The sequence below is a fragment of the Pseudomonas sp. 3JA genome (assembly GCF_036961705.1).
Lineage (GTDB): Bacteria > Pseudomonadota > Gammaproteobacteria > Pseudomonadales > Pseudomonadaceae > Aquipseudomonas > Aquipseudomonas fluorescens_Q.
On record NZ_JBAMDJ010000001.1, the window covers coordinates 197,820 to 223,598 of the forward strand.

Below are 25,779 nucleotides of genomic sequence, written 5' to 3' on the forward strand. Positions count from 1 at the left end.
GGGTGCGTAGCGCCCACACAACAGGTCTGCTGCGCAGCCCAGCGGGAGCTAGCTCCCTCGCCACAGGTGATCTGCATCGGCACCTAGAAATGGGTAAAGGTCAGCCCCAGCTTGTAGGTCGGGCCGTACTCTTCGTACTGGCCGTTGTAGGAGCGGTGGCCGGTGTAGACGAAATACGGCTCGTCGGTGAGGTTCTGGGCCTCGAGGCTGACTTGCAGGTTCTTGGTCAGCGAGTAACGCGCGCTGAAGTCGACGAAGGTCTGGGCATCGACATGCAGGTCATGGTCGCGGTCGCTGATGGACGCCAGCTCGAACAGGTACGCGGATTTGTAGTTGGCCGACAGCCGCAGGCTCAGCTTGTCGTTTTCCCAACCCAACATCAGGTTGCCGACCGTGTCCGACTGGTTCGGCAAGTCGATGCTGCGTTTGCGCTGGGTGCCACTGGCTTGGTCGAAGCCCTCGATCTCGGCGTCCGAACGGCTGAAGGTGGTGTTGGCGCCGAGCAGCAGGCCATTCCAAGGTGCTGGCAGCCAGTCGAACTTTTGCGAGTAGGCCAGTTCCAGGCCGTACAGCTTGGCGCTGTCGCCGTTGGCGTAGCTGTGGGCCTCTGAAAAATCGGTCCAGGCGCCCGTGCCGGCCAGGTCGGTGTTGTAGACAAAATTCTTGATGTCCTTGTAGAACACGAAGGCCGAGACCGTGCCGGCGTGCCCCATGAAGTGCTCGATGCCCAGGTCCAGGTTGCTCGATTCCAGCGGCTTGAGCTCCGGGTTGCCGAACGTGGCCTCGTCATCGTCGATGACAAAACCCGGCGCCAACTGCCCAAAGGTCGGACGCACCACGGATTTGGTCCAGGCCGCACGCACCTGGGTGTTCTTGTCCAGTTGATAGCGTGCATGCAGGCCCGGCAACCAGTGGTGATACTTGCGCCGGGTCTCGGTGTCGGTGAATACGCCGTCGGTGGCGCCGGTGCCCTTGGCGTCGAACTCCGTGCCTTCGTAGCGCATGCCGGCGATGAAGCGCCAGTCATCGATATCGACGGTGTTCATCAGGTATCCGGCGTTGATGTCTTCGCTCATCTTGAAGTCGTTGACTCGCGACTCCTGCTCGTCAAAAAAGTCATCGCGATTCAGACCGCCGAGTAACTGCTTGATCGCATCGGCGCTGATACCCGGGCCGAAGCGGCCGAGGCGATAATCCACATTGCCTTTCTGGAACTGCCCAAGGTTCAACTGCTCGTCGGTAAAACCCAGGTCGTCGAAATCCTCGTAGACCCAGGCATTGAGGTCGTTGTCCTTGTCCCGCCGGCTGACCTTGCCACCGAACTTGACCTGGGACGCGTAGCCACGCAGGTCATAGTCCCGCGCCAGGTCCAGGCGCAGGTTTTTCTCGGTGTCGGTGGTCTTCTGCTCCTCCCAATCCACCTTGTCGAGGCTGAAGTTGGCGGGATCGTAGAACCCCGAGCCGATGATCGGCCGCGGCTTGTCGTTGTCGTAGAAGCCGCCGTTGAAACCGTCGATGCCTTCGAAAGTGGCGCCGGCGATATGGCCGGGGCTGTCTTCGCTGGATTGGCTATAGCCGCCCTGACCGCTCAGGGTCCAGAGCCCGAACAGGCGCTCGCCACCGAGCACGTAGGATTGGATCTGCTGGGTTTCTTCACGTTGCTTGAGTTTGCGCTTGCCCTCAGCGTCCCCCAATTCACCAGCGGCTTGCGGGTCTTCGAAGGCAATGCTGGCGGCGTTGCGGGTTTCGCTGTCCTTGTAGCGGCTGTACAGCGTGCGCAGGTAATAGCTGCTGAAGTCGTCGGGCTTGTAGTCGAAGTTCAACCCGCCACCGGCCCGCTCGCGACGGATGTCGTAGTCGCGCTGTTCGAACTCTTCGAGGCGCGAGCCCTGCTCGAAATCCCAGGCGCCGCCGGTTTCGACGTTGTCCGAACCGAAGTCACGCTTCTGCCAGCTCAGCGCCGCGGCCACGCCGAAATTGTCGATGCCATCGCCGAGGCTGAAACGATCACTGATGGCGCCGGAGAATTTCGGGCTGGTCTGGCTGGTGTTCTTGTCATAGCTGGCTTCGCTGCTGCCGGTGTAGAACAGGCCCTTGTGGTCGAAGGCGGAGAGGCTTTTGACGTCCACCGTGCCGCCCAGGGAGTTGGCGTCCATGTCCGGCGTCAGGGTCTTGATCACCGACAACGATTGCACCAGCTCCGAAGGCAGCACATCCAGCGCAACGGCCCGGCGTTCGCTCTCCGGGGCTGGCACCAGCGTGCCGTTGATGGTCACGCTGTTGAGGTCCGGTCCCAGGCCGCGCACGCTGACAAACCGGCCTTCGCCCTGGTCGCGCTCGACGCTGACACCGGGCAGGCGCTGCACCGCTTCGGCGACGTTTTCATCCGGCAACTGCGCCACACCGTCGGCATGCACCACGCTCTTGATGCTGTCGGCGTTGCGCTGCTCCTTGAGGGCCTGATCGATGCTAGCCGCCTGGCCGACCACTTCAACGTGTTCAGTGGCCGCCTGCTCGGCGGCGCTCAGCCGCTCACTGGCAATGGCCATCGCCAATGCGGTGAACGTGAAACCGACGAGCCCGGCAGTGCTTGTGCGGTGATACATGGTGGTCCTCCCCAGGAATCCGGAAATCCGCCAGGCAATGGCCCGGCAACTGGGAGGGCACGCTAGGGGTGGGGAATGACGGTTCTGTGACAGGGTGTGGCTGGAGGGGCAGCAATCGGCTGATTTAGGGGGGCTGGCGAGCCGGAATGAGCTGAAATGACCTACTGGAACCGCGCTCGGAAACTCCGTGGCGAGGGAGCTTGCTCCCGCTGGGGTGCGCAGCGCCCCCACAACCAGGCGCCACGGTCCTGATAGACAGACCATCTGCGCCTGCTGCGCAGTCGAGCGGGAGCAAGCTCCCTCGCCACAGGGGCGATGTTGTCGCAAAAAAACCAGATGACCGATGAGCTGATTCGACCTCCCCCACCCCATCACCCGCCGTCACCGCACTGTCACATTCATCTGCTGTGCTGGGCCGCATTCCGCTTCTGGCAAAGGATTCCGGCCATGTTCTCCGTGCTGCGCCCGCACTGCCTCAAACTCGCCCTGCTCCTGCTGGCGGCCAACGTCGGGTTGATCCTGCACTTGGCCAGCGGCGAACTCAAACCCGTCGCCGAATGGGTCTGGCTGGACATCCTCGGCGAAGGTGGCTCAGCGCTGCTGGCGCTGGTCTGGTTGGGGCTGGTGCTGAAAAGCCGCCCGACCGGACGGGTCACTAATTACCTGATCCTGGGCCTGGGCTGCATCTTCTTTTCCTGGTGGATCGACAGCCTCGACGAATTCATCCGCTTGCCCGACAGCATCACCTGGGATCACTGGCTCGAATCCGGGCCGATGCCGGTGGGCATGATCCTGTTGACCCTCGGCATCTATCACTGGCACCGGGAGCAACTGGCGATCAACGGGCAGATGGAGAAGCGCGAGCGGCTGTTCCGTGAGCATCGTCTGTTCGACAAACTCACGCCGCTGGGAGGCGCCGACTTTCTCAAGCACGAACTGTCCGCCAGCCTGGAAGACAGTCGACGCCGCCAGCAACCCTTGTCGCTGCTAGCCCTGGACCTTGACAACTTCACCGCCATCAACCAGCGCTTCGGCCACGGCGAAGGCGACGCGGTGTTGCAGGCCGTCAGCCAGTTGCTGGTATTGAACCTGCGGCGCCAGGATCTGCTGTGCCGCCTGGCCGGTGATCGCTTCGTGGTGCTGCTGCCCGATACAGGCGAGAGCCAGGCCCGGCGCTTGGCCCTGGAGCTGGAAATTGCGGTGCGCAGCCTGGCCCACAAGACCCGGCAACACAGCGAACGGTTGCAACTGGTCGCCAGCACGGCGGTGGTGATGGCGTTCGACGAGTCCCCCGAAGCCTTGCTCAAACGCCTGAACCTGGCGCTGGCCCAGTCCCGGACCACATTGGCGAAAAGCGCATGACGCTCAAGACGTGCTGGTACGAAACCGACAGCCGCTTCATTCCGGGGCACTATCAGCCTGCCGCGCTGATCGACCTGGCGCTGTCGCGGGACATCGACAGCCATCGCCTGCTGCGCGGCACCGGGTTGTTTCACGACGATATCCTCGCCGGCCAGAGCCGTATCAGCCCGCAGCAGTTCCTCGGCCTGATCGACAACAGCCGGCGCCTGCTGGATGCCAGCGACAGCAGTTTCCTGTTTGGCCAGCGGCTGTTGCCGGGCCACTACGGGCCTGCGAGCCACGCTTTGCGCCACGCGCAGAATCTGCATCAAGCCCTGCAAACCCTGATCGACCAGCAGGCGCTGCTCAGCCCGCTGGCCGCCCCGAGGCTGCTGTTGGACGAGCACTATGCCTACCTCCATTGGCTTGACAGCTGCGGCGCCGATGAACAATGGCGCTTCGTACTGGAGGCGAGTATGACCTCGATGGTGGCGATGAGCACCTGGCTCAGCGGCGAACGCCTGCCCTGGCAGTGCAGTTTTCGCCACAGCGAGCCGCGCTACGTCGAGCAGTATTGGGTGCACCTGGGTGAGCACACCCAGTTCGACCGCCCCCTGGACCTGATGCGCCTGCCCCGCCACTGCCTCGCCCAGCCCTGGCCCAACGTTTCAGCCACCGCCGGCCAGGTGGCGCGGATCGAAGCCCGGGAACAGCTTGATCAACTGGGCTTCGCTTCAAGCTTTCTGGATTGTATCTACGACTACCTGCACGCTCATGTGCAGCAGACGCTCAGCCTGGAACAGACCGCCCAGGCCTTCGCCATGAGCCCGGCAACCCTCAAGCGCAAGCTGCACAAGCACCACACCGGATTCCAGCAACAGGTGGATCGGGTGCACACACACGTGGCTTTGTATCTGTACCAGGTCAAGGGGTTCAGCAACGAGGAAGTGGCGCAGTACTTGCGCTTCAACGATACGGCGAACTTCCGTCGTTCGTTCAAGCGCTGGACCGGTAGCACGCCGAACCTGATTCGGCAGTTGTTGATGCTGGGGTGAGGCTTATAGGTACTGAAGTCGGACACAACCTTGTGGCGAGGGGATTTATCCCCGTTGGGCTGCGCAGCAGCCCCCCTTTTTATCACCCAAGCATTGAGTCGACTGTGCTTTTTTTGGGACTGCTTCGCAGCCCAGCGGGGATAAATCCCCTCGCCACAAATGCGAGCCTGCGGGCTCAGTGCCCGCGGATGTAGTGTTCCAACTGCCGGATCAAATCCGCCTGCTCGACAATCGCCTCTTTCACCAGGTCGCCAATGGACAGCAGGCCGATCAACTGCCCGTTATCCAGCACCGGCAAGTGCCGCAGGTGGCTGTCGGTCATGACTTCCATGCAGCGATCGATGCTTTGCTGGCTGTCGGCGGTGACCACGGGGGCACTCATAATGGTGCGAACCGTCGTACCCACCGACGACCGCCCCTTGAGCACCATCTTGCGCGCGTAATCGCGCTCGCTGAACACGCCCACCACTTGCCCGTCTTCGATCACCGGCAGCGCGCCGACGTTTTTCTCGGCCATGATTTGCAGCGCTTCGAGCACCGTCTGTTCCGGAGCGATGCTGTGGACCTGCTGGTGCTGCACGCTTTTGAGTCTCACCAGTTGAGCGGCGGTTTTCATTGCTTATTCCCCTAGCAGCTTGCCTGATACGTTCGCTTGAGAACCCCTTGTGGCGAGGGAGCTTGCTCCCGCTCGGGTGCGCAGCGCCCGCAAGATTGTGGGGCCGCTGCGCAGCCCAACGGGAGCAAGCTCCCTCGCCACAGAAGCGGGTCAGTCTTCGCCGATCTCGACCACATCGCCATTGAGACGCACCGGCCAGACCCGCAGGCGCTGTTCCGGGTATTCCAGGCAATGGCCGTCTTCCAGGCGGAAATGCTGTTTGTACATCGGCGAGGCAATCACCAGGTCGCCCTTGATGCTGCCCAGCAAGCCACGACCGATGACATTCGCGCCGGACTTGGGATCACGGTTGTCGATGGCGTACAGCGGCTTGTCCTGATGCTCGGGCAGGTACAGCAGAGCGACTTGGCTGCCGTCGTGCCAGGCGACCACGCCTGAGTTGGGGACCAGATCGTCACGGCTGCACAGGGCACGCCATTGCAGCGGTTCTTGAGCGACATCGCGGACAGGAATACGAACGACGTTTGACTGGCTCATCAGAGCACCTCCTCGGTAACGGGAATCAGGTGGAGTTCGTGGGCGTGAACCGGCCGGCGCTGGCCGCGCTCGCGGACGAAATGAACATCCGGATCGCCGCGCCCGTCGTTGACGAAGGTGCGGAAACGCTTGAGCTTTTCCGGATCCTTGAGGGCATTGGCCCATTCGCATTCGTAACGGTCGACCACCAGTTGCATCTGCGCCTCGAGCTCCGCGCCCAGGCCGAGGCTGTCGTCGATGATCACGTCCTTGAGGTAGTCCAGGCCGCCTTCCAGGCTTTCGCGCCAGACCGAGGTCCGTTGCAACTTGTCAGCGGTGCGGATGTAGAACATCAGGAAACGGTCGATGTAGCGGATCAGGGTCTCGTCATCCAAGTCGGTGGCGAACAGCTCGGCGTGACGCGGGCGCATGCCGCCGTTGCCGGCCACGTAGAGGTTCCAGCCCTTCTCGGTGGCGATCACGCCGACGTCCTTGCTCTGGGCCTCGGCGCACTCGCGGGTGCAACCGGACACCGCGAACTTGAGCTTGTGGGGCGAGCGCAGGCCTTTGTAGCGATCCTCGAGGGTCAGGGCCATCTGCACGCTGTCCTGCACGCCGTAGCGGCACCAGGTGCTGCCCACGCAGGATTTCACCGTGCGCGTGGATTTACCGTAGGCATGCCCGGTTTCGAAACCGGCTTCGATCAGCTCGGCCCAGATGTCCGGCAACTGGTGCAACTGGGCGCCGAACAGGTCGATGCGCTGGCCGCCAGTGATCTTGGTGTAGAGGTCGTATTTCTTGGCGACCACGCCGATGGCGATCAGCTTGTCGGCGGTGATTTCCCCACCGGCGATACGCGGCACCACCGAGTAGGTGCCGTTTTTCTGCATGTTCGCCATGAAGGTGTCGTTGGTGTCCTGCAACGGCACCAGGGACGGGTCCATGATCGGCTGGTTCCAGCACGACGCGAGAATTGAGCCCACCGCCGGTTTGCACAGGTCGCAGCCGGTGTGACCACGACCGTGCTTGGCCAGCAGTTCTTCGAAGCTGATGATGCCTTCCACCCGCACCAGGGCGTACAACTCCTGGCGGGTGTAGGCGAAATGTTCGCACAGGCTCTTGTCGACGCTGACGCCGCGGGCAGTCAACTCATGCTCGAACACTTGCTTGACCAGGGCCGCGCAACCACCGCAACCGGTGCCGGCCTTGGTGTCGCATTTGAGTTGGCCCAGATCGGTGCAGCCGCCGTCGATGGCCGAGCAGATCGAGCCCTTGGTGACGTTATGGCACGAGCAAATCGTGGCGGTTTCCGGCAGCGCCGCCGGACCCAGGGTCGGGGCGCCTTCGGACGAGGGCAGGATCAGGCTGGCAGCGTCCTTGGGCAAGGCGATACCGTTCTGCATGTATTGCAGCAAGGTGTCGTAGTAGCTGTTGTCGCCCACCAGCACCGCGCCGATCACGCGCTTGCCGGCGGCGTCCACCACCAGTCGCCGGTAGCTGGCGCTGGTTTCGTCGATGAATTGGAAGCTGCGCGACCCCGGGGTGTTGCCATGGGCGTCGCCGATGGAGCCGACGTCCACACCCAGCAACTTGAGCTTGGTGGACATGTCGGCGCCGGTGAAGGCGTCAGCGCTTTCGCCGCACAGCCGGGCCGCGACATTGCGGGCCATCTGGTAGCCCGGGGCGACCAGGCCGAAAATGCTGCCGTTCCAGGCCGCGCATTCGCCGATGGCGTAGATGTCTGGGTCGCTGCTCTGGCAATGGTCGTCGATCACCACGCCACCGCGCGGACCGATCTGCAGATCGCTTTGGCGAGCCAAGGCATCCTGGGCACGGATGCCGGCGGAAAACACGATGAGGTCGGTTTCCAGGAAATCGTCGTCGCCGAAATTCATTCGATAACGGTACTGCTCACCGGCGCTGATGGACTGGGTGCCCTTGGACAGGTGCACGCCGACGCCCAGCTTCTCGATACGGGCCTTGAGGGCCAAGCCGCCCTGGGGATCCAATTGCACCGGCATCAGTCGGGGGGCGAATTCCACCACGTGGGCCTCCAGACCCAGGGTCTTGAGCGCGTTGGCCGCTTCCAGGCCGAGCAGGCCGCCACCGACCACCACGCCACGACGGGCATTGCTGGCGGCAGCGCGGATCGCGTCCAAGTCTTCCAGGGTGCGATAGACCAGGCACGAATCGCCTTCGGCACCTTCAATCGGTGGCACGAACGGGTAGGAACCGGTGGCGAGCACCAGTTTGTCGTAGTGAAGGCGATCATGGGCGGTAACGACCTGATGGGCGTCACGGTCGATTTCCAGCACCGGCACACCCAGGTGCAACGTGATGCCGGGGGTCTGGTACAACGACGCTTCGCCAAGGGCCAGGGACTCGGCATCGCGGCCCGAGAAGTACTCGGACAGGTGCACGCGGTCGTAGGCACGCATCGGCTCTTCGCTGAACACATGCACACGGTAATGATTGAGGGCACCGCGCTCGATCAATTGCTCGACGCAGTGATGGCCGACCATGCCATTGCCGATCACGATCAGCGTTTGCAGCTTGTTCAGAGAAGCAACGTTGGAATTCATAAAAAGCACCCGACAAAAGCCCATCACGATTTTGAAAGCAAAAAAAAGACGCCTGAAACCTTGCGGTTCCAGGCGTCTTTGCCTGTTCTGTGCGGTATCGGCCCGGCGACTGCGCCCTGACCTACCGATGTCCCCCGGCCTGCTGGCGCTCGATCTTCGTTGACCGACGGGGCTGCCCACTCGACTGTGTTCACGGTGGGCCTGGATAGCCTCTTGCAGCGAGCGTGCCAAACCTAATCCGCAACGCTGTTGGCAACCTCGCATTCGCCGACGATCCCCCGTGGGAGCGGGCCTGGCCGCGAAACCGTCGGCCCAGCCACCGCGAGCTGAGCGGCCTCTTCCGCCGTTTCCCAAGCACCGCCCACTGCCTTGCGATGGTGCGATCACCCGCCTGCGGCTTCATAAAAGTGCAGCCATTCAAACCTGTCGGGAAAAATCCTGAACCATCACCCACCCGGATTTTCACAATAAGTGAGGCCCCCGTCCGGTGTCGCGCAGGTGACTTGCCCGGCCCGGATCGAGGCTTGCTGTCCAACCCGAGAAAAAGGAGATTCAGCGATGAAAATCAATGAAGTCATGAGTCGGGAAGTACGCACGGTCTCCCCCGAGACTTCCTTGCGCGAAGTCGCGCAAATCATGCGCCAAGCCGACATCGGCGCGCTGATCATCAATCAGGACGACCGTATGGCCGGTATGATCACCGACCGTGACCTGGTGGTTCGAGCCATGGCAGATGGCATGGACATGAACACCCCGGTCAGTCGGATCATGAGCGATGAGGTGCGCTACTGCTTCGAAGACGAAGAGATCGACCATGTGGCCAAGAACATGGCCCAGATCGAAAAACGCCGCCTGCCGGTGGTCAATCGCGACAAACGCCTGGTGGGCATGGTCTCGCTGGCCAACGTCGCCAGTTGCAATGCCGACAAGCTCAGCGCCAATCTGCTGCGTGGTGTGGCCCGGCCCCATTAACCCCCCCCGAAGCAAGCACGAGGCGGTTGTCCGGCATGCACTTTGCGCTGGGAGCGAGCCTGCTCGCGATAGCGGTGGGTCAGCTTGAAGGGTTATCGGCGGTCCTGGTCACCATCGCCACGATACTGGCCAATAACTCTTCCTTCGCCTCGTCAGCGCTGACTTCCCCAGTGGCGGCGGCATTGGACAATGCTTCCGCCGCTCCCAGCATCGCCCGCAAACCGGCCTGGGTGATGCCCTTCGTGCCGGTGAACGGCTCCAGCACCGCGCGGCACTTGTCGAGAAAAATACCCTCGTATTCGCGCTTGATACGTTCCAGCTCCGGCGAACTGGTTAACGCCGCGATCACCCCGGGAATCTCTCGGCCCTGCAACAGCACGCACTCGACGTAGGAAGAAGCAATCACCGCCGCCCGGCTTTGCAGGGTCGCGTCGCTGGCGTCCAGGGCCGCGTCCATCAACGCGGTCTGGCGGGCGTCGAAATCCTGGTACAGCGCCGCCAGCAACCCGGACCGGGTGATGAAGTGGTCGTAGACGATGGGCTTGGTCACCCCCGCCTGGTCCGCCAGCCGCGCCAGCGTCAGGGCGTCGCTGCCCTCCTCCCGCACCAGTCGCCAGGCGACATCCAGCAATTGGCGCTGCCGGTCATGCCGGGATAAACGACGACGAGGTGACGCCTGCGAATGTTCGTCAGTGCTTGACATGCTAACTTTACCAACCGTAACTTACTAAGCGTAACTTAAGCATACCTGTCATCAAGACCTCGTGACCAGAAGGAGTTTCGCCATGCATGCACTCATCGTTGTGGCTCACCACGATCCGCGCTCCCTCACCCACAGCCTGGCCGGAAAAATCGCCGAAGGCATCACCCGCGCCAACCCCGCCGATACGTTCGAGATCGCCGACCTGGCCGCCGAAGGCTTCGATCCGCGTTTCAGCTTTGCCGACCATGCCGTGCACCACCGCGAAGCCTTGCCGCCGGCGGATGTGCTGGCCGAGCAAGCCAGAATCGACCGTGCCGATACGCTGGTGCTGGTCTATCCAATTTACTGGTGGTCCATGCCGGCGCTGCTCAAGGGCTGGATCGACCGGGTGTTTTCCAACGGCTGGGCATTCGATTTCAGCCTCGACAAGCCCTTCATCCAGAAACTGCAGCACTTGCAGGTCCATCTGGTGGGGGTCGGCGGCGCCGATGCCGACAGCTTCCAGCGCCACGGCTACGGTGAGGCCATGACCACGCAGATCGACCATGGCATTTTCGGTTACTGCGGCGCCCGCGTGGTGAGTTCCCAGCGCTTGCTCGACTCGGAAACCGCCGATCCACAACAACATCTGCAGGCCGCCGGCATTATCGGCCAGCGCTTGTTCGCTACGTTCGACGAAACCACCCATGCCCCCGCGACCGCATGCGCCTGAACTCAGAGCGCGCGACCACGGGCGGCCGACAGTGTCGCGTCACGCCCGTAGATATCCGGAACGTACACCGCCTGGCCCTGGCTGTCCGCTTGTGCTGTCCAGTAGCCCAGCAGGATCGGCACGGGCCGGGCCAGCCTGAACTCGTGGGTCGACTCACTGGCCAGCAACGTCTCAGTGCGGGCGCGTTCGGCCGGGCTTACCAGCAAGTCGCGCAGGCGCATCACTTGCTCGATCCGCACGCAGCCTGAACTGAAGGCTCGCGGGCCTTTGCTGAACAGTGCCTGGCTCGGTGTGTCATGCAGGTACACCGAGAACGGATTGGGAAAACGAATCGCCATTTTGCCCAACGGGTTCTTCGGGCCTGGATCCTGGCGCAACATGAGGTTGCCCGGGTGCTCCCAGTCGATATCCTCCGCCAGCAATGGCAGGCCATCACCATCGAGAATCCGCAGGTTGTGGCGGCTGAGAAACTCCGGATCGCGGCGGATCTCGGGCAGTTTGTCTTCGCGCATGATGGTCGGCGGAATGGTCCAGGTCGGGTTGAGTGTCAGTCGGGTGACGTGGGATTTGAGCAACGGCGTCTGCCGTTGCGCACGGCCCACCTGGGTGCGGGTTTGCCACACCGGGGCGCCGCCCTGGTAGACCGTCAACTGCGCCGCTGCCACGTTGACCAGGACACTGTCGGTCTCCACGTCCTGGGCCAGCCAGCGCATGCGCTCCAGGTTGATGCGCAGCTGCTCGCGACGCATGGCCGGGCTGATGTTCAGCTCGGTGACGGTCCACGGCCCCACCACCCCATCGGCCTGCAACGAATGCTGGGCCTGGAAGCTCTTCATCGCCTCCACCAGCATGGGGCTGTAGTGCTCGTCGCTCAACTGCGGCGGCGTACTCAGGTAACCCTCGTTGAACAGTCGTTGGGCCAGGGCGGGTACGCGGGCGTCCTGTTTGTCCGGTTGCAGCAACGGCCCGCCCGGCACCGCTTGCCATTCGGCTAAAGGCTGTTGTCGCAGCCGGGCATAGAGGCCGCGCAGATTGCGGTAGAGGTCCAGGTTCGGCCGTGCCTGTTCAAAAGCGTCGGCCAGGTTCCGCAGGCCCAGCCCGGCGATGGCCAACACCACGGCCGGATGGTCCTGTGGCGGTGGATTGGCCTTCCACACCGGTTCCAGCCGGTCTTGAGGCAGGTAGCCGAAACGCAGGTCATGCAAGGCTTGCAGGTAGCGCCGGCTGATGGCGATGTCGGCACAATGAGGGCCTTGGGTCGCCCCCTCGACCGGCAAGCCATAGCGCACGGGATCGAGACCGTCGTCGGCCAGTTGTTGCAACTGGACCTGCAACGCCCCCCGTCGTTCGTCGTCCGACCAGACTTCCTGGCCTGCGTTTTGCTGATAGAACGCTTGCAAATCGAGCTGCGTCGGAAAGTCGACGCCCACCGCGACGTCCGGGCACGCGACCGCCAATTGCGCCAGTGTGGTCTGCACGAGCGCCGGATCGCTGTCTTCGGCTGTCGCGACCAATGGCGCAGTGAGCAATAAAAGGCTCAGGTAACATGCGGACTTTTTGAACAACTGCTTTACTCCACTCCATGGCCGTCTCGTTGACGGTGAATTTTGCGACAGGTACAACCCGCCATCATGCAAACAAACGAAATCGGACGGGATGCCGCGAACGAACACCACGCTGGAAACGCTTCGCCTGTACAGGGCTTTTTGCGCCGACTCTGCCTGGTCATGCTGGGCCTGGGCGTCATTTGCAGCCCGGCGCTGGCCGAAAAGAAGACGAATTCGCAAACGCTCTACAACAGCCTCGCCCACGCAGCGCCGGAACTCAATCCCCAGGCGCTCAAAAGTGCCCTGAGCGCCATGCAATGCGCGGTCGCCAATGGTGCCAGCCAGGCCCGCCACCTGGCGGTCATCGACTACTCGCAACCCTCCACGGCCCGTCGCCTGTGGATCTTCGACCTGCGTCAAAAGAAGCTGGTATTGCGTGACCTGGTGGCCCACGGGCAAAAATCCGGGGAAAACTTCGCGACGCAATTCTCCAATCGCCTGGGCAGCTACCAATCCAGCCTGGGCCTGTTTCGCACCCAGGAAAGCTACCAGGGCACCCACGGCTATTCGTTGCGCATGGACGGCCTGGAGCCGGGTTTCAATGACCAGGCCCGCGATCGGGCCATCGTGATCCATGCCGCCGACTACGTGAACCCCTTATGGAGCGTGCGCCAGGGCCGCATCGGGCGCAGCCAGGGTTGCCCTGCCGTACGCCCCCAGGTGGCGCGCCAGGTGATCGACAAGCTCAAGGGCGGTCAATTCATGTTTTCCTGGTACCCGGACCCCAGTTGGCTCAAGCGTTCGGCGTACCTCAACTGCCAGCCGCAACAGGTTGCCAGTATCCTTGCGACCAGCGGCAGTTAGACACGGCCCCCGTGGCGAGGGAGCTTGCTCCCGCTGGGGTGCGTAGCAGCCCCCATCAGTAGCAGGCCCAATCAATAGTGTGAGCGCTTCGCACTCAAGCGGGAGCAAGCTCCCTCGCCACAAGGGTCACGGGTGGTTAGAATGCCGGCCCTTCGAATTGCTGGCCTTTGCGATGAACCCTGAAGCCCTTCAAACCCTTCACACCCATTTGCTGACAGCCCTGGAGTCGGCGCCAGAAGAAACCCGGCGCCTGTTCCATGGCCGCGGGCGCTGCTGGCCGGGCCTGGAGCAAATCACTGTCGACTGGTTGCAAGGGGTGGTCCTGGTCTCGCTGTTCAAGGAGCCAGAACCCACGCACCTGGACGATTTGATCGCGACACTGCTGGCGCTCGCTACGTCGCCGGCCTGGCAACACAGCAAGGCCCATACGCTGGCCGTACAGCACCGCTACCTGCCGCAAAGCCTCACCCAATGGCTGGTGGGCGAGCCCATTGACGAATGGACCCTGACCGAAGGCGGCCTGCGTTACCGGATCGATCTGGGCAAGAAGCAGAACAACGGCCTGTTCCTCGACATGCGTTATGGCCGCGACTGGGTGCGGGCCAACGCCGAGGGCAAACGGGTACTGAACCTGTTCGCCTACACTTGCGGCTTCTCAGTGGCGGCCATCGCCGGCGGCGCGCAGCACGTGGTCAACCTGGACATGTCACGTGCGGCCCTGAGTCGTGGCCGCGACAACCATCGCCTGAACGGCCATGACCTGGGCCAGGTGAGTTTCCTCGGCCACGATTTGTTCAAGTCCTGGGGCAAGGTGATCAACAGCGGGCCGTATGACCTGGTGATCATCGACCCGCCCACCTTCCAGAAAGGCAGTTTCCTGCTGACCAAGGATTACCAGCGCGTCCTGCGCCGCCTGCCGGAACTGCTGACCGCCGACGGCACGGTCCTGGCCTGCAGCAACGACCCGGCCACCGGCCCGGACTTCCTCATCGACGGCGTCACCCGCGAAGCACCGGGCCTGGTGTTCGAACAGCGGCTGGCGAATCCGCCGGAGTTTCCAGATGCCGACATGGCGTGTGGCCTGAAGGCGCTGGTATTCAGGATGACGGCCTCTGGCGAGGGTGCCGGCCAGTAACCTCTATTGCGTGCGCAACGACCACCAAGGGCTGACCAGGCCTGTGGTGATCCGCTTGACCATCCCTTCAACCTCCCGGCTCTTGACCGAGCGATAGATGGCCATGGTGCGCCGCAACTGGTCTTCGCTGAGCGTCACCGGCTGGCCGGCGGCCCAATCCACATCCGCCACCGCCTCGAGCCTCACACGGTGCCAGACGATCCCTTCTGGCCCGGTGACGGATTCCAGGGCACTGGGCAGGTCGGCATCCGGGTGTGCCAGGTTATCCAGCAACACCTGGGGCCAATGGGAAGGGTCCACCGGCTCGCTGAAGGCATCCACCAGATCGTCTTCCACGGTGTCCCAGATCGCCAAGCCGTCGGACCACTCGCGGGACATCAACCCCAGGTAGGGACGCCAGGTCAGTTCGCCGACGCGAGGTATTTGATCGTTGCCGTTAAAGGAGTCCTGGGCGTCGCTGAGCCAGTTGATGAAGCCTTCCCGTGTCATGGCCGCCCGCAACTGCGAGACGTCGGGATAACGCCCGCTCAATACCCTGCCCCAATAGTCATGGTGGCGGCCCAGGAAGCTCGCGAAAGGCACCCTTTGCGGTTCAAGGCGGGCACGTTGAACCGCCTGGAACATCAGGAAATGCGCCTCCAGTTCGGGGACGTCCGGCGGTTGCCTGTCCAGCACGCGGGCCTGCAAGCGTGTACGCAGTTGAGCCAATTGCTGGTCGAAATCCGCAACCCGTGCCGAGAGGTCGGCATAGGTGTCCGGGAAACCGGTGTAGTACTGCAGGATGCTGGTCGCCCTTTGTCGATCACCGGCGGCCAACCCGCCCGGCACATCGGCATCGGCGTCACGGATGAGGCCGGAGTACCAATCGATGAAACGCCGCCCGCCGGCATCGTCGCGGGCCACTTCCAACGCCCGCTGGAGTTCGTTGAAGGGATCAAGCCAGTCGTCGACGGTGTAGCGAAAAGCCTGGGGGTCCACGGCCCGCAGGATTCGGATCTGGGCGCTGGGCAGTGGATTATCTTCGAGCCAAAGCCCAAGGGTATTCCCCGTTGGCAGGTTGCCCAGCGCCGGGATCAAGTCACCCTGGATGTCGGTGATGCGATTGCCCTTGAGGTCGATGAAGATTGGCTCGGATGATGTTTTCGAGAGCAACCGCAATGCCAGCGCGGGAACGCGTTCAAGCCCGGCGTTGGCCAGCTCCAGCGCCTCCAAGGACACCAGTTCGGGGAGGTCCGGTAAATCGCGACAGTTGTTACCGCTCAGCCGTAAATCCCTGACGGTCGTGGCGCTACGCAGGAACGCACTACCCTCCTCATCCAGGCGCAGGCCACAGCGAGCCAGGTCCAGGGTGCGCAATCCCGGTAAAGCGGTGATGGCCTGCAATTCCTCGGGGGTGAAATGCAAGTTGTCGGACCATACCAGCTCCCGCAGCGAGGGCAATTCTGCCAAGCGACCGATGGCCACGGCTCGGTCGGTACCGGGTACGGTCCCGCCGCTCACCTCGGACAGGTTCAGCTCCTCTAGACAGGGAGCGCGGTCGGCGCCCAGCAAGGGGGCGAAAGCATCCGCGTCCAGGTTGAGCGGATTCCTGCCCAATGACAGCTCCAGCAGGTTGCGAAACTCGCCGGCCGCCGCTGGCACGGTGGTGAGATTATTGCCGTGCAGGCGCAGCGTCTCGATATTGGGGAACAGCCGCAGGAAATCCGAGGGGTCTTCACTCAAGCCCATGTGCGCCAACATCAGCTCTTCGATATGGTCGAAACGCGCGCTGAGGGGTGGAAGCCGGCCGATGTCCCACCCCGATAGACGCAATATCAGCTCGCTATCTTCCCGGTCCGGATCGGGTTCACGTCGCCAGGCCCGGCGGATTTCCCTCGTCACTTCCCTGCGCACCGAAATCAGTTCATCACGGTTGTAACGGCCCTCGTTAGGGTGATGAAGGCCCTCCTCAACCTCCCATTGGCGCAGCCCTTCATCCAGGGTTGCCCATTCAGTCGTCAAGCGGCCAACCAGGTCATCGAGACTGATGCCTTCTCGCTCGGCCTGCTCGGTCAAGCCGCGTTGCAGCCCCTCGAAGGCAGCCCCGGCGTAGTGGGGATACAGCCGTTCAAGGCGCCCTTGCAGGGTGCCAAGCCAGCGCCGCAACGGCAGTCGGCCACGGCCGCTCATGGGATAACCAAAGTATCCGTTCAGCCACTGCGGCCCCTCATTCATGTTGTCGAAGCGCTTGAGTCGCAGGTACGAACGCAGACTCTGTCGATCATCCAGGGCTTGCTCAAGAAGGGCCTCACGCAGCTTGGCTGCGTCCCAGATATTCAGGCCCAAGGCATTGCGTGCTTCGTCCGGCATCGCCCTGAGCAACGCTTCTTCCAGGCTCGAAGGCCCAGCCAGTTCGTTATCCGCTTCGTCAAAGGGAAGGTATTGGCCGTCCTCCTGGCGAATGACTTTCAAAGGCCCTGCCTCTCCCACCGTGAGCGGGCCTTGCTGCTCGGGCGAGGACAGACGCAGGTGCAGCCGACCGTGTAATCGCGCAGTGTCGCCAAGCAACCCCATGACCATAGCGTCCCGGTCGGCGCTGCTTTCGCCGCGCTCCAGGGCACGCAAGGCGCGGGTCAGGCGCAGCTCGCTCAGGGCTTCTACACATTGCTTGCCCAGGCGCCCGGTCACCCGGCCTTCAAGCAGGCGCAGCCGGTCCTGGCCTCGAGCCTGGCTGGCCAGTTCGTTGGCCAAGAACTCCGGCAGGCCCGGGAAAGCACGCGCCACGGGAACGGCCTGCGGATCGAGCGCTGCGGGCCGGGCCAGGGCAGCGCTCACTTGCGTCCCATGGCGTTCCAGGTAGTCGGACCAGCGCCCGGCCAACAACCGGCTGCGCTCCACCGGGCGCAGTCCGAGGGGGCTTTGCCCCAGCAGCGTGCGCTGTTCATTCAGGCTCAATCCGGCCAGGATGCGACCCGCCCAGGCGTCTTGCTCCAGGTCTGCGTCGTGTACGTCGAGCACGCGCGTAGCGGCTGTGTCACCGGTGACGTGAGCCTGCCCGCCGTCGTGATAACGCAGCCTCAGCTCGCTTGGCCAACCCGGCAAATCCACAAGGGTGTGGGCGATTTGCACAGGCACATGCCCGGGCGCTTCATCACGCCGCAGACGGCCAATGGTCTGCTGCACCTTTTGCCAGTTGCGCGCTTCACTCAGGGCGTCGGCGAATAGCGCCGGCAGCGGCTGTCCTTCCACTTGCAGGTAACGCAGGTGCGCCTCACTGATGCCGGCCTGTCGCTGCAAGGCAAGGATCGTCTTGTCGTCCAGCTCGCCTGGCGTTTCGGCAAAGTCGCGCAGCAGTTCCAGGTTGCTGCGCTGCAATGGGTTGCGGTGCGCCCAGCGCCAGCCGCGAGCACGGCTCCATTCCAGCAGCGGTGTCACGCCTCGATGGCCGGCGGGCAGGCGCAAGCCCAAGGCATCGGCAGTCCCTTGCACCTCGAAATATTGGCCCTCGACCTGCACCCACGCCTGGTCGGCCGTGCGCCAAACGCCCCAGGCGTCCTGTTCAGCCACCAAGGGGGGGCGCTGCCGGGCCTGGAACGGCGTGACATCGCCGTTCCACAGGCGTGTCGTACCGTCACTCAGCGGCATGGGTTCAACGGCCCCACCGATAAACCCCAGGTAGGCACCTTGAGCGATCCCAAACAAGACGTTGAAGATATGGTCGATGCCTTCCTGGGCGTGGCCTTCGTTGAACGCCTGGATACCTTCGAAGAACTCATACACCAGGCGTACCCCGCCCACCGCCGCTGCGGCCATGCCAATCGGTGCGCAAAACGGGATGAAACTGACGGCGAGCATCAGCGAACGCTCCGCGAGGCTTTCCCAATACTCGAAGCGTGCCAGCAGCGCCTGCCAGTCCTGGTCCTTGGTGGGGACCATCAGCGTCGAGGCATTGGCCAGGATATGGGTGCGCCATTCGTGATAGCGATCGTCCCATTGATTTTTGCGCACATCGCCAAGACTCCAGGGCACGTGGGGCGTCGGCACCCGGATACGCCTGGGGTTGCCACCCTCGCCCAGCTCCCCTTCTCGCCAGCCGGTCACACGCGCATGGATTTCCTGGAACAGATTGAGGTTGTCCTTTATCTCCCATTCCACTTGATCATGCAGGGCATCGCCCAGTTGGGCTTGCAGGCGCAACGGGAGGTAACGCATCAGGCTCTGGCGATAGCTGCGCTTGCGCAATTGTTCGGCCAGCTGTGCTGCCATGGCCTGCAGGCTGGGGAATTGCTTGACGGGCGCCACCACGTCATGGGGCAAGTGCAAGACCACCGGGCGTACGCCCTGGGCGTTCCCTGCCACCCCCCAGTAGACCCGAGCACCGAACAACGGCACAGACAGCACTTCCAGTGCCTTGATCTCGCAAGCCAGAGGCTCCACGGGCCGATCTTCGAGCTGCACACCGACATAGGCCAGCAAACGCTCACCGGTCACATCCAGGCGCCCATCCAGCTTCGCCTCGTAGGCGTCGTAGGCCAGCTGACTGCGTGCATAGGCCATGTAGGCCTTGGCAACGGCGGGAACCTCAGCGCCGATATGCGGCAGCCGCTGTTCGAGCAAACGCTGGTAAGCGCCACCCGCGTCCATGCTTCGACACAGAAGGGCGAAACTGGCCGGGGTCATGGGCAGCGGCAGGGTCGCTGACGGAGCGCCCCAGCGATGGAACTCCCCGGGCTGGCCCTTGATGAACAGCTCGCCTTTCTTGTCGAACTCGCTGCCGACGGCGGCATCGGCGGGAGGGTAATTGCGCATGGCCGCTTCGACCACCAACAACGAGGTGCCGAAGGCATCGCGCTTGACCCGTGCCCGACGTACCGCCTCCACGACGCCGCCCTTGCCCTTCACCGGTCCCCAGGCCTGCACGGGCGGCTGAGCCAGCAGCAGGTCGCGCGTAAAGGTATCGGGGGGCGGCAAGTCGACCATCAGCGCATTGAGGGTGTCGCTGTCGCGCTGCAATTGCTGGGTCAGGACCTTGAAACGCTTCTGATGGGCTCGCGAGGCGCGTTTCAACCAGATGGGCAGCCTGGCGTGGATGAACTCGACATGGGTCTCGAGTGTGGACATGTTGGACCTCCTTCCTTGGGGGCGATTGAATGGGCGACGTTGCCACGTGCGCCAGGTTTTGGCGGGGTCGATGCTCTACAAACCGATTGTTTTTTGAAACCGCGCAACCGTTGCAAGGGGTTGCGGGTGTCAGCGCAGCAAGCGAATCGGTGCTACCTTCGCGCCGCGGCCTGGGTGCGTAGCAGGTCAATGAACAGTCCCAGTTCCCGGTTCACCGGCTCACCCTTGCGCCGCAACATGCCAAACGGCGCCAGTTGTACGTCCAGTGCCACTGGCAGCGCCACCACCAGGCCCATTTTCAGGTAATCGCGCAACGCCGTTTCCGAGAGCACCATGATCGCGTCGGTCAGCTGGATCAGCTGCTGCATGGAATACACCGAGCTGCACTCGATGATGTCCGCTGGCATTGGCAACGCCAGGCGTTGCAGCGCCTGATCGAGGCCGATGCGCGCCGGGCTGGTTTCCGGTTGCAGGATCCATGGCCAGTCGCTGACCAGTTCGGCCAGGGCCAGCTTTTTGCGCCGTGCCAAGGGATGGCCGGCGTGGACTACCACCAGCAGTCGTTCATTGCCCAGTTGTTCGAAGTCGTAGTGCTCGCTGTCGGTGGCAGCGTTGCGTCGGGCGATGGCCAGGTCGATGCGACCTTGCTCCAGCAACTGGATCACCTGGTCGCTGGTATCCCCCATGATGCGGATTCGCAGCTGCGGATTGAGCGCCTTGATCCGCGCGATGGAATCCATGACCAAGTCCGGCGCCGCTCCCATGATGGTGCCGATGGACAGGTAACCATAACCGCCCTGTTGGCGCGCCAGCAGATCTTCGGCGCAGCGATCCAGGCCGCTGAGGGCTAACTCGGCGAAGCGGATCAGTTCCTGGCCCAGGGCGGTCGGGCGCATACCCCGGGGTAGGCGCTCGAACAGGTCGCAACCGAACATGTCCTCGATCTCGTGCAGCATCCGGGTGGCCGCCGGTTGCGACATGTTCAGGCTCTGGGATGCCCGGTGCAGGTTCTGGCTGGCGCTCAAGGCCACCAGCATGTGCAAGTGTTTGTAGCGCAGGCGGTTGAACAGACTGCGCGACAATACAGGATGAGTCATTGATAGGCCCCTGATTACCGATACCTTCAAGGTATCGGTTGTTAGCGAAATTCGATTTGTAACGCATCAATCGCCCGCCGTACAGTCCAGCCCATAAGAACAAATACCTGCTAAAGGACTCCCGCGATGAAGACTCTTCCTGTGTCTGTACTGGCCAAGATTTCCTGGCGCCTGCTGCCCTTCCTGCTACTGATGTACATCATGGCTTTTCTCGACCGGGCCAACGTTGGCTTCGCCAAACAGGCCTTCCAGGCCGACACCGGTATCGGCGACGCCGCATTCGCGTTTGGGGCGGGCGTGTTCTTCGCCGGTTACGCACTGCTGGAAGTGCCCAGCAACCTGATCCTGCACCGCGTCGGTGCGCGGTTGTGGATGTGCCGGATCATGGTCACCTGGGGCCTGGTGTCGGCGGCCATGGTCTTTGCCCACAACGAGACCAGTTTCTACGTGCTGCGCTTCTTGCTGGGCGTGGCCGAAGCCGGGTTCTTTCCCGGTGTCATCCTCTACCTCACCTATTGGTTCCCCTCGGCGGCCCGGGGCAAGGCCATGGGCTTCTTCTACTTCGGCGCGCCGCTGGCGTTCATCTTTGGCAGCCCGCTGTCAGGCCTGCTGTTGGAGCTGGACGGTTTTGCCGGTGTTCACGGCTGGCAGTGGTTGTTCGCCGTTGAAGGCCTGATGGCCTCGGCTGTGGGCATCTGGGCCTATTGGTACCTGGACAACCGCCCCGCCGATGCCAAATGGCTGACGGTCGAGGAACGCCGGCAGGTCCAGGCGCTGCTCGATGCCGAGGACCAGCACAAACAATCCCACGGCCGCAGCCTGCTCAGCGTGCTGTGCCAACCTTCGGTGTTGTACCTGTGCCTGATTTATCTGCTGATCCAGGCCAGCGTCTATGGCGTGGTGTTTTACCTGCCGACCCAGGTCGGCGGTCTGTTGGGCAGCAAGGTCGGGCTGATGGTGGGGCTGGTCACGGCCATTCCATGGATCTGCGCGCTGTGCGCGGCCTACCTGATTCCCGGTTACAGCGACCGCACCGGCCAGCGCCGCCGTACCGCCGCGTTGACCCTGCTGATGGCGGCCGCCGGAATCGCCTGCTCGGTGAGCGTTTCCAGCCCATTGCTGGGAATCATCGCCCTGTGCTTCGCCGCTTCCGGCTTCATCGCCGTGCAGCCGGTGTTCTGGACCTTTCCATCCAGCTACCTGGCCGGCAGCGCGGCAGCAGCGGGCATCGCGTTGATCAACTCCTTTGGCGCCCTCGGCGGCTTTATCGCCCCGGTGCTGAAGAATTGGGCCGAAGGCGCCTTCCACTCTCCCGCCGCAGGCCTCTACCTGCTCTCCGTTACCACCGTTATCGCCGCGTTGCTGGTGCTGGGTATCCACTCGCCCGGCCAACGCGCTTCGAAGACGCCCGCTACTGTTTAACTCAAGGAGCTGCACATATGGGTATTCCCACAATCAAACACGTTCGCGCCTTCGTGCTTCGAGGCGGCGGCGCGGACTATCACGACCAGGCCGACGGCCACTGGATCGACGATCACATCGCCACGCCCATGAGCAAGTACCCGGACTACCGCCAGAGCCGCCGCAGTTTCGGCATCAATGTGCTCGGCACCCTGGTGGTGGAAATCGAAGCCAGCGATGGCACCGTCGGGTTCGCCGTGACCACCGGTGGCGAGCCCGCGGCCTACATCGTTGAAAAGCACCTGGCACGATTCGTCGAAGGCGCCCGGGTGACCGACATCGAGAAGATCTGGGACCAGATGTACCAGTCGACGCTCTACTACGGCCGCAAGGGCCTGGTGATCAACACGATTTCCGGCGTGGACCTGGCGCTCTGGGACTTGCTCGGCAAGATCCGCCAGGAGCCGGTGCATCAATTGCTCGGCGGCGCGGTGCGTGACGAATTGCAGTTCTATGCCACCGGCGCGCGGCCGGACCTGGCGCAGAAAATGGGCTTCATCGGCGGCAAGATGCCTTTGCATCACGGCCCGGCCGAAGGCGAGGAAGGCTTGCGCAAGAATCTCGAAGCCCTGGCAACCATGCGCGAGCGGGTCGGCCCCGATTTCTGGCTGATGCTCGATTGCTGGATGAGCCTGGACCTCAACTACGCCACCAAACTCGCGGTCGGCGCCCACGAGCACGGTTTGAAGTGGATCGAAGAGGCGTTGCCGCCCGACGACTACTGGGGATACGCCGCGCTGCGCAACAACGTACCCAAGGGCATGCTGGTGACCACCGGTGAGCATGAGGCCACCCGTTGGGGCTTTCGCATGCTGCTGGAAATGGGTTGCTGCGACATCATCCAGCCGGACGTTGGCTGGTGCGGCGGTCTCACCGAACTGGTGAAGATCTCGGCCCTGGCCGACGCCCACAACGCGCTGGTAATCCCCCACGGCTCCTCGGTCTACAGCTATCACTTCGTCGCCACCCGGCATAACAGCCCATTCGCCGAGTTCCTGATGATGGCGCCCCAGGCCGACGAAGTGGTGCCGATGTTCCACCCGCAACTGCTGGGTGAACCGGTGCCGGTGGAAGGCCGCATGCGCCTGTCGGTCCTTGACCAGCCTGGCTTCGGCGTGACGCTCAATCCGGATTGCCAGTTGCACCGACCTTATCACCGCGAAAGGAGCACGCCATGAACATGCCCCGCAACGCCTTCAAGGCCGCGCTCACCTCAACACAAACCCAGTTCGGTATCTGGGCCGGTTTCGCCACCGGCTATGCCGCCGAGATCATCGCCGGCACCGGTTACGACTGGATGCTGATCGATGGCGAACACGCGCCCAACACCGTACCCAGCATACTCGGCCAGCTCCAGGCCGTGGCGCCCTATGCCACCGCGCCGGTGGTGCGGGCGGTGACTGGCGACGCCAACCTGATCAAGCAGTTGCTGGATGTCGGCGCCCAGACCCTGATGATTCCCATGGTCGAAACCGCCGAACAGGCCCAGGCCCTGGTACGCGCCATGCGTTATCCGCCCCATGGCATTCGTGGCGTGGGCGGCGGCCTGACCCGCGCCACTCGTTGGGACGGTGTGGCGAACTACCTCACCACCGCCCATGAAGAACTGTGCCTGATCGTCCAGGTGGAATCGCGCACGGGCGTGGAAAACGTCGAAGCCATCGCTGCCGTCGAGGGCGTGGACGCGGTGTTCATCGGCCCCGCCGACCTGTCCATCGGACTCGGCCATGCAGGCAACCCGGGACATCCCGAGGTACAGGAGCGCATCCGGCACGCGGTCGACGCCACCCTCGCGACGGGCAAGGCCTGCGGCATCCTGGCGCCCAATGAAGCCGATGCGCGTCGTTATCAGGCTTGGGGCTGCCAGTTCATTGCGGTGGCCATCGACATCAGCCTGCTGCGCCAGAGCGCCCAGGCCACCCTCGCCCGCTATCGCGAACCTGCCACCGTCCAAGCGCCGTCGCGCACTTACTGAAGGAGCCTGCCATGTCATCCGTTCCTGTGTTCCAGAACTTCATCAACGGCCAGTTCACCCACAGCGAAGCACACCTGGACGTGTACAACCCGGCCACCGGTGCATTGCTGTCCCGGGGCCCGGCCTCCACCGCCGCCGATGTCGATCAGGCCTTGGCTGCCGCCCGCGCCGCGCAGAAAGCCTGGTCGGCCGAACCGGCCATCAAACGCGCCGGTTACCTGCGACGCATCGCCGGCAAACTGCGGGAGAACGTTGCGCACCTGGCGCGCACCATCACCCTGGAACAAGGCAAGACCAGCGCCCTGGCCGCAGTGGAGGTGAACTTCACCGCTGACTACCTCGACTACATGGCCGAGTGGGCCCGGCGCATCGAAGGCGAAATCATCACCAGCGACCGCCCCGGGGAAAACATCTTCCTGTTCCGCAAGCCCCTGGGTGTGGTAGCCGGCATCCTGCCGTGGAATTTTCCGTTTTTCCTGATCGCTCGCAAAATGGCCCCGGCCCTGCTGACTGGCAACACCATTGTCATCAAGCCCAGCGAAGAAACCCCGAACAACTGCTTCGAATTCGCCCGGTTGGTGGCCGAAACCGACTTGCCGCCCGGCGTGTTCAACGTTGTGTGTGGCGACGGCCAGGTGGGCGCGACCTTGAGTGGTCACAAAGGCGTGGACATGATCAGCTTTACCGGCAGCGTTGATACCGGCTCGCGGATCATGACGGCGTCGGCGCCGAACATTACCAAGCTCAACCTGGAACTGGGCGGCAAGGCCCCGGCCATTGTGCTGGCGGACGCTGACCTGGCGTTGGCGGTCAAGGCGATTCGCGACTCACGGATCATCAACACCGGTCAGGTCTGCAACTGTGCCGAGCGAGTCTACGTGGAGCGCAAGGTCGCCGATCAGTTCATCGAACGCATCAGCGCGGCCATGTCCGCCACCCGTTACGGCGACCCGCTGGCCGAGCCCGATATCGAGATGGGCCCCTTGATCAACCGCCATGGCCTGGACAGCGTCGAGCGCAAAGTGAGAACCGCCCTGCAGCAAGGTGCCAGCCTGATCAGCGGAGGTCGCGTGGCAGACCGCCCCGACGGTTTCCACTTCCAACCCACCGTGCTGGCCGGTTGTAACGCCTCGATGCAGATCATGCGCGAGGAAATTTTCGGTCCGGTACTGCCCATCCAGATCATCGACGACCTGGACGAAGCGATCGCCCTGGCCAACGACTGCGACTATGGCCTGACCTCTTCGATCTACACCCGAGACCTGGGTCGCGCCATGCACGCCATTCGAGGCCTGGACTTTGGCGAAACCTACGTCAACCGCGAAAATTTCGAAGCCATGCAGGGGTTCCATGCCGGGGTACGCAAGTCCGGGGTGGGCGGGGCTGATGGCAAGCATGGCTTGTATGAATACACCCATACCCATGCGGTGTACTTGCAAAGCTGACCGGTGATAGAGCCAGATGGGCCGGGATACCCATTGTGGCGAGGGAGCTTGC

General features: G+C 63.1%; 18 protein-coding genes. 10 read left to right on the forward strand and 8 right to left on the reverse strand.

Annotated elements, in window-relative coordinates; translation table 11 throughout:
- Nucleotides 1-83: 83 nt before the first annotated feature.
- Nucleotides 84-2,606, reverse strand: a complete 2,523-nt coding sequence (locus tag V7773_RS00895; protein ID WP_336071730.1) for a TonB-dependent receptor — start codon at nucleotides 2,604-2,606, stop codon at nucleotides 84-86.
- 447 nt (nucleotides 2,607-3,053) lie between these two features.
- On the opposite strand from V7773_RS00895, the gene V7773_RS00900 reads away from it, so the two are divergent.
- Together V7773_RS00900 and V7773_RS00905 are read left to right on the forward strand one after the other, a co-directional pair.
- Nucleotides 3,054-3,968, forward strand: coding sequence for a GGDEF domain-containing protein (locus V7773_RS00900; protein WP_092143243.1), 915 nt, complete (start codon nucleotides 3,054-3,056; stop codon nucleotides 3,966-3,968).
- Nucleotides 3,965-5,002: an AraC family transcriptional regulator gene (locus V7773_RS00905; RefSeq protein WP_063321206.1), complete on the forward strand. Its 1,038-nt coding sequence runs from the start codon at nucleotides 3,965-3,967 to the stop codon at nucleotides 5,000-5,002. Before V7773_RS00900 ends, V7773_RS00905 begins: the two co-directional genes overlap by 4 nt.
- A 175-nt stretch (nucleotides 5,003-5,177) precedes the next feature.
- On the opposite strand, the gene V7773_RS00910 is transcribed toward V7773_RS00905, so the two are convergent.
- The 3 genes from V7773_RS00910 to nirB all read right to left on the reverse strand — a co-directional run bounded on the left by V7773_RS00910 (nucleotide 5,178) and on the right by nirB (nucleotide 8,716).
- Entirely contained in the window at nucleotides 5,178-5,618 is a 441-nt protein-coding gene (locus V7773_RS00910) for a CBS domain-containing protein (protein WP_063321204.1), read from the reverse strand.
- Nucleotides 5,619-5,768: 150 nt separating this feature from the next.
- The gene (gene nirD / locus V7773_RS00915; protein ID WP_063321203.1) at nucleotides 5,769-6,155 is read right to left on the reverse strand and encodes a nitrite reductase small subunit NirD; all 387 of its coding nucleotides are present in this window, start codon (nucleotides 6,153-6,155) and stop codon (nucleotides 5,769-5,771) included.
- Nucleotides 6,155-8,716: a nitrite reductase large subunit NirB gene (gene nirB / locus V7773_RS00920; RefSeq protein WP_336071735.1), complete on the reverse strand. Its 2,562-nt coding sequence runs from the start codon at nucleotides 8,714-8,716 to the stop codon at nucleotides 6,155-6,157. Before nirB ends, nirD begins: the two co-directional genes overlap by 1 nt.
- 558 nt (nucleotides 8,717-9,274) lie before the next feature.
- On the opposite strand from nirB, the gene V7773_RS00925 reads away from it, so the two are divergent.
- Nucleotides 9,275-9,688, forward strand: a complete 414-nt coding sequence (locus V7773_RS00925; RefSeq protein WP_072345929.1) for a CBS domain-containing protein — start codon at nucleotides 9,275-9,277, stop codon at nucleotides 9,686-9,688.
- Between the two features lie 79 nt (nucleotides 9,689-9,767).
- Here the strand turns inward: V7773_RS00925 and V7773_RS00930 are convergent, their stop codons facing one another.
- Nucleotides 9,768-10,391, reverse strand: coding sequence for a TetR/AcrR family transcriptional regulator (locus tag V7773_RS00930; RefSeq protein WP_336071738.1), 624 nt, complete (start codon nucleotides 10,389-10,391; stop codon nucleotides 9,768-9,770).
- Nucleotides 10,392-10,473: 82 nt separating this feature from the next.
- Here V7773_RS00930 and V7773_RS00935 point away from each other — a divergent pair, with 82 nt between their 5' ends.
- Nucleotides 10,474-11,103, forward strand: coding sequence for an NAD(P)H-dependent oxidoreductase (locus V7773_RS00935; protein ID WP_336071740.1), 630 nt, complete (start codon nucleotides 10,474-10,476; stop codon nucleotides 11,101-11,103).
- Nucleotides 11,104-11,105: 2 nt separating this feature from the next.
- Here V7773_RS00935 and V7773_RS00940 read toward each other — a convergent pair whose 3' ends face one another.
- Nucleotides 11,106-12,668 (reverse strand): L,D-transpeptidase family protein, encoded by a 1,563-nt coding sequence (locus tag V7773_RS00940; RefSeq protein WP_336071742.1) that lies wholly within the window; start codon nucleotides 12,666-12,668, stop codon nucleotides 11,106-11,108.
- 162 nt (nucleotides 12,669-12,830) lie between these two features.
- Here V7773_RS00940 and V7773_RS00945 point away from each other — a divergent pair, with 162 nt between their 5' ends.
- Nucleotides 12,831-13,514 (forward strand): murein L,D-transpeptidase catalytic domain family protein, encoded by a 684-nt coding sequence (locus V7773_RS00945; RefSeq protein WP_336071920.1) that lies wholly within the window; start codon nucleotides 12,831-12,833, stop codon nucleotides 13,512-13,514.
- Between the two features lie 172 nt (nucleotides 13,515-13,686).
- Nucleotides 13,687-14,649, forward strand: a complete 963-nt coding sequence (locus V7773_RS00950; protein ID WP_336071743.1) for a class I SAM-dependent methyltransferase — start codon at nucleotides 13,687-13,689, stop codon at nucleotides 14,647-14,649.
- A 3-nt stretch (nucleotides 14,650-14,652) separates the two neighbouring features.
- Here V7773_RS00950 and V7773_RS00955 read toward each other — a convergent pair whose 3' ends face one another.
- Together V7773_RS00955 and V7773_RS00960 are read right to left on the reverse strand one after the other, a co-directional pair.
- Nucleotides 14,653-19,749: a leucine-rich repeat domain-containing protein gene (locus V7773_RS00955; RefSeq protein WP_336071745.1), complete on the reverse strand. Its 5,097-nt coding sequence runs from the start codon at nucleotides 19,747-19,749 to the stop codon at nucleotides 14,653-14,655.
- Nucleotides 19,750-19,901: 152 nt separating this feature from the next.
- Nucleotides 19,902-20,846, reverse strand: coding sequence for a LysR family transcriptional regulator (locus V7773_RS00960; RefSeq protein ID WP_063321195.1), 945 nt, complete (start codon nucleotides 20,844-20,846; stop codon nucleotides 19,902-19,904).
- A 126-nt stretch (nucleotides 20,847-20,972) separates the two neighbouring features.
- On the opposite strand from V7773_RS00960, the gene V7773_RS00965 reads away from it, so the two are divergent.
- From V7773_RS00965 to aldA, 4 genes are read left to right on the forward strand one after another with little or no spacing between them, the layout of a single operon-like run.
- Entirely contained in the window at nucleotides 20,973-22,268 is a 1,296-nt protein-coding gene (locus tag V7773_RS00965) for an MFS transporter (protein ID WP_336071748.1), read from the forward strand.
- Between the two features lie 17 nt (nucleotides 22,269-22,285).
- Nucleotides 22,286-23,485 carry an L-rhamnonate dehydratase gene (rhmD, locus tag V7773_RS00970; RefSeq protein WP_063321193.1) on the forward strand — a complete coding sequence of 400 codons (1,200 nt, stop codon included), beginning with the start codon at nucleotides 22,286-22,288 and terminating at the stop codon, nucleotides 23,483-23,485.
- A complete protein-coding gene (locus V7773_RS00975; RefSeq protein WP_336071751.1) occupies nucleotides 23,482-24,282 on the forward strand; it encodes an HpcH/HpaI aldolase/citrate lyase family protein in 801 nt (266 codons plus the stop codon). Before rhmD ends, V7773_RS00975 begins: the two co-directional genes overlap by 4 nt.
- Before the next feature lie 11 nt (nucleotides 24,283-24,293).
- Nucleotides 24,294-25,727 (forward strand): aldehyde dehydrogenase, encoded by a 1,434-nt coding sequence (aldA, locus tag V7773_RS00980; RefSeq protein WP_336071753.1) that lies wholly within the window; start codon nucleotides 24,294-24,296, stop codon nucleotides 25,725-25,727.
- Nucleotides 25,728-25,779 lie beyond the last annotated feature (52 nt).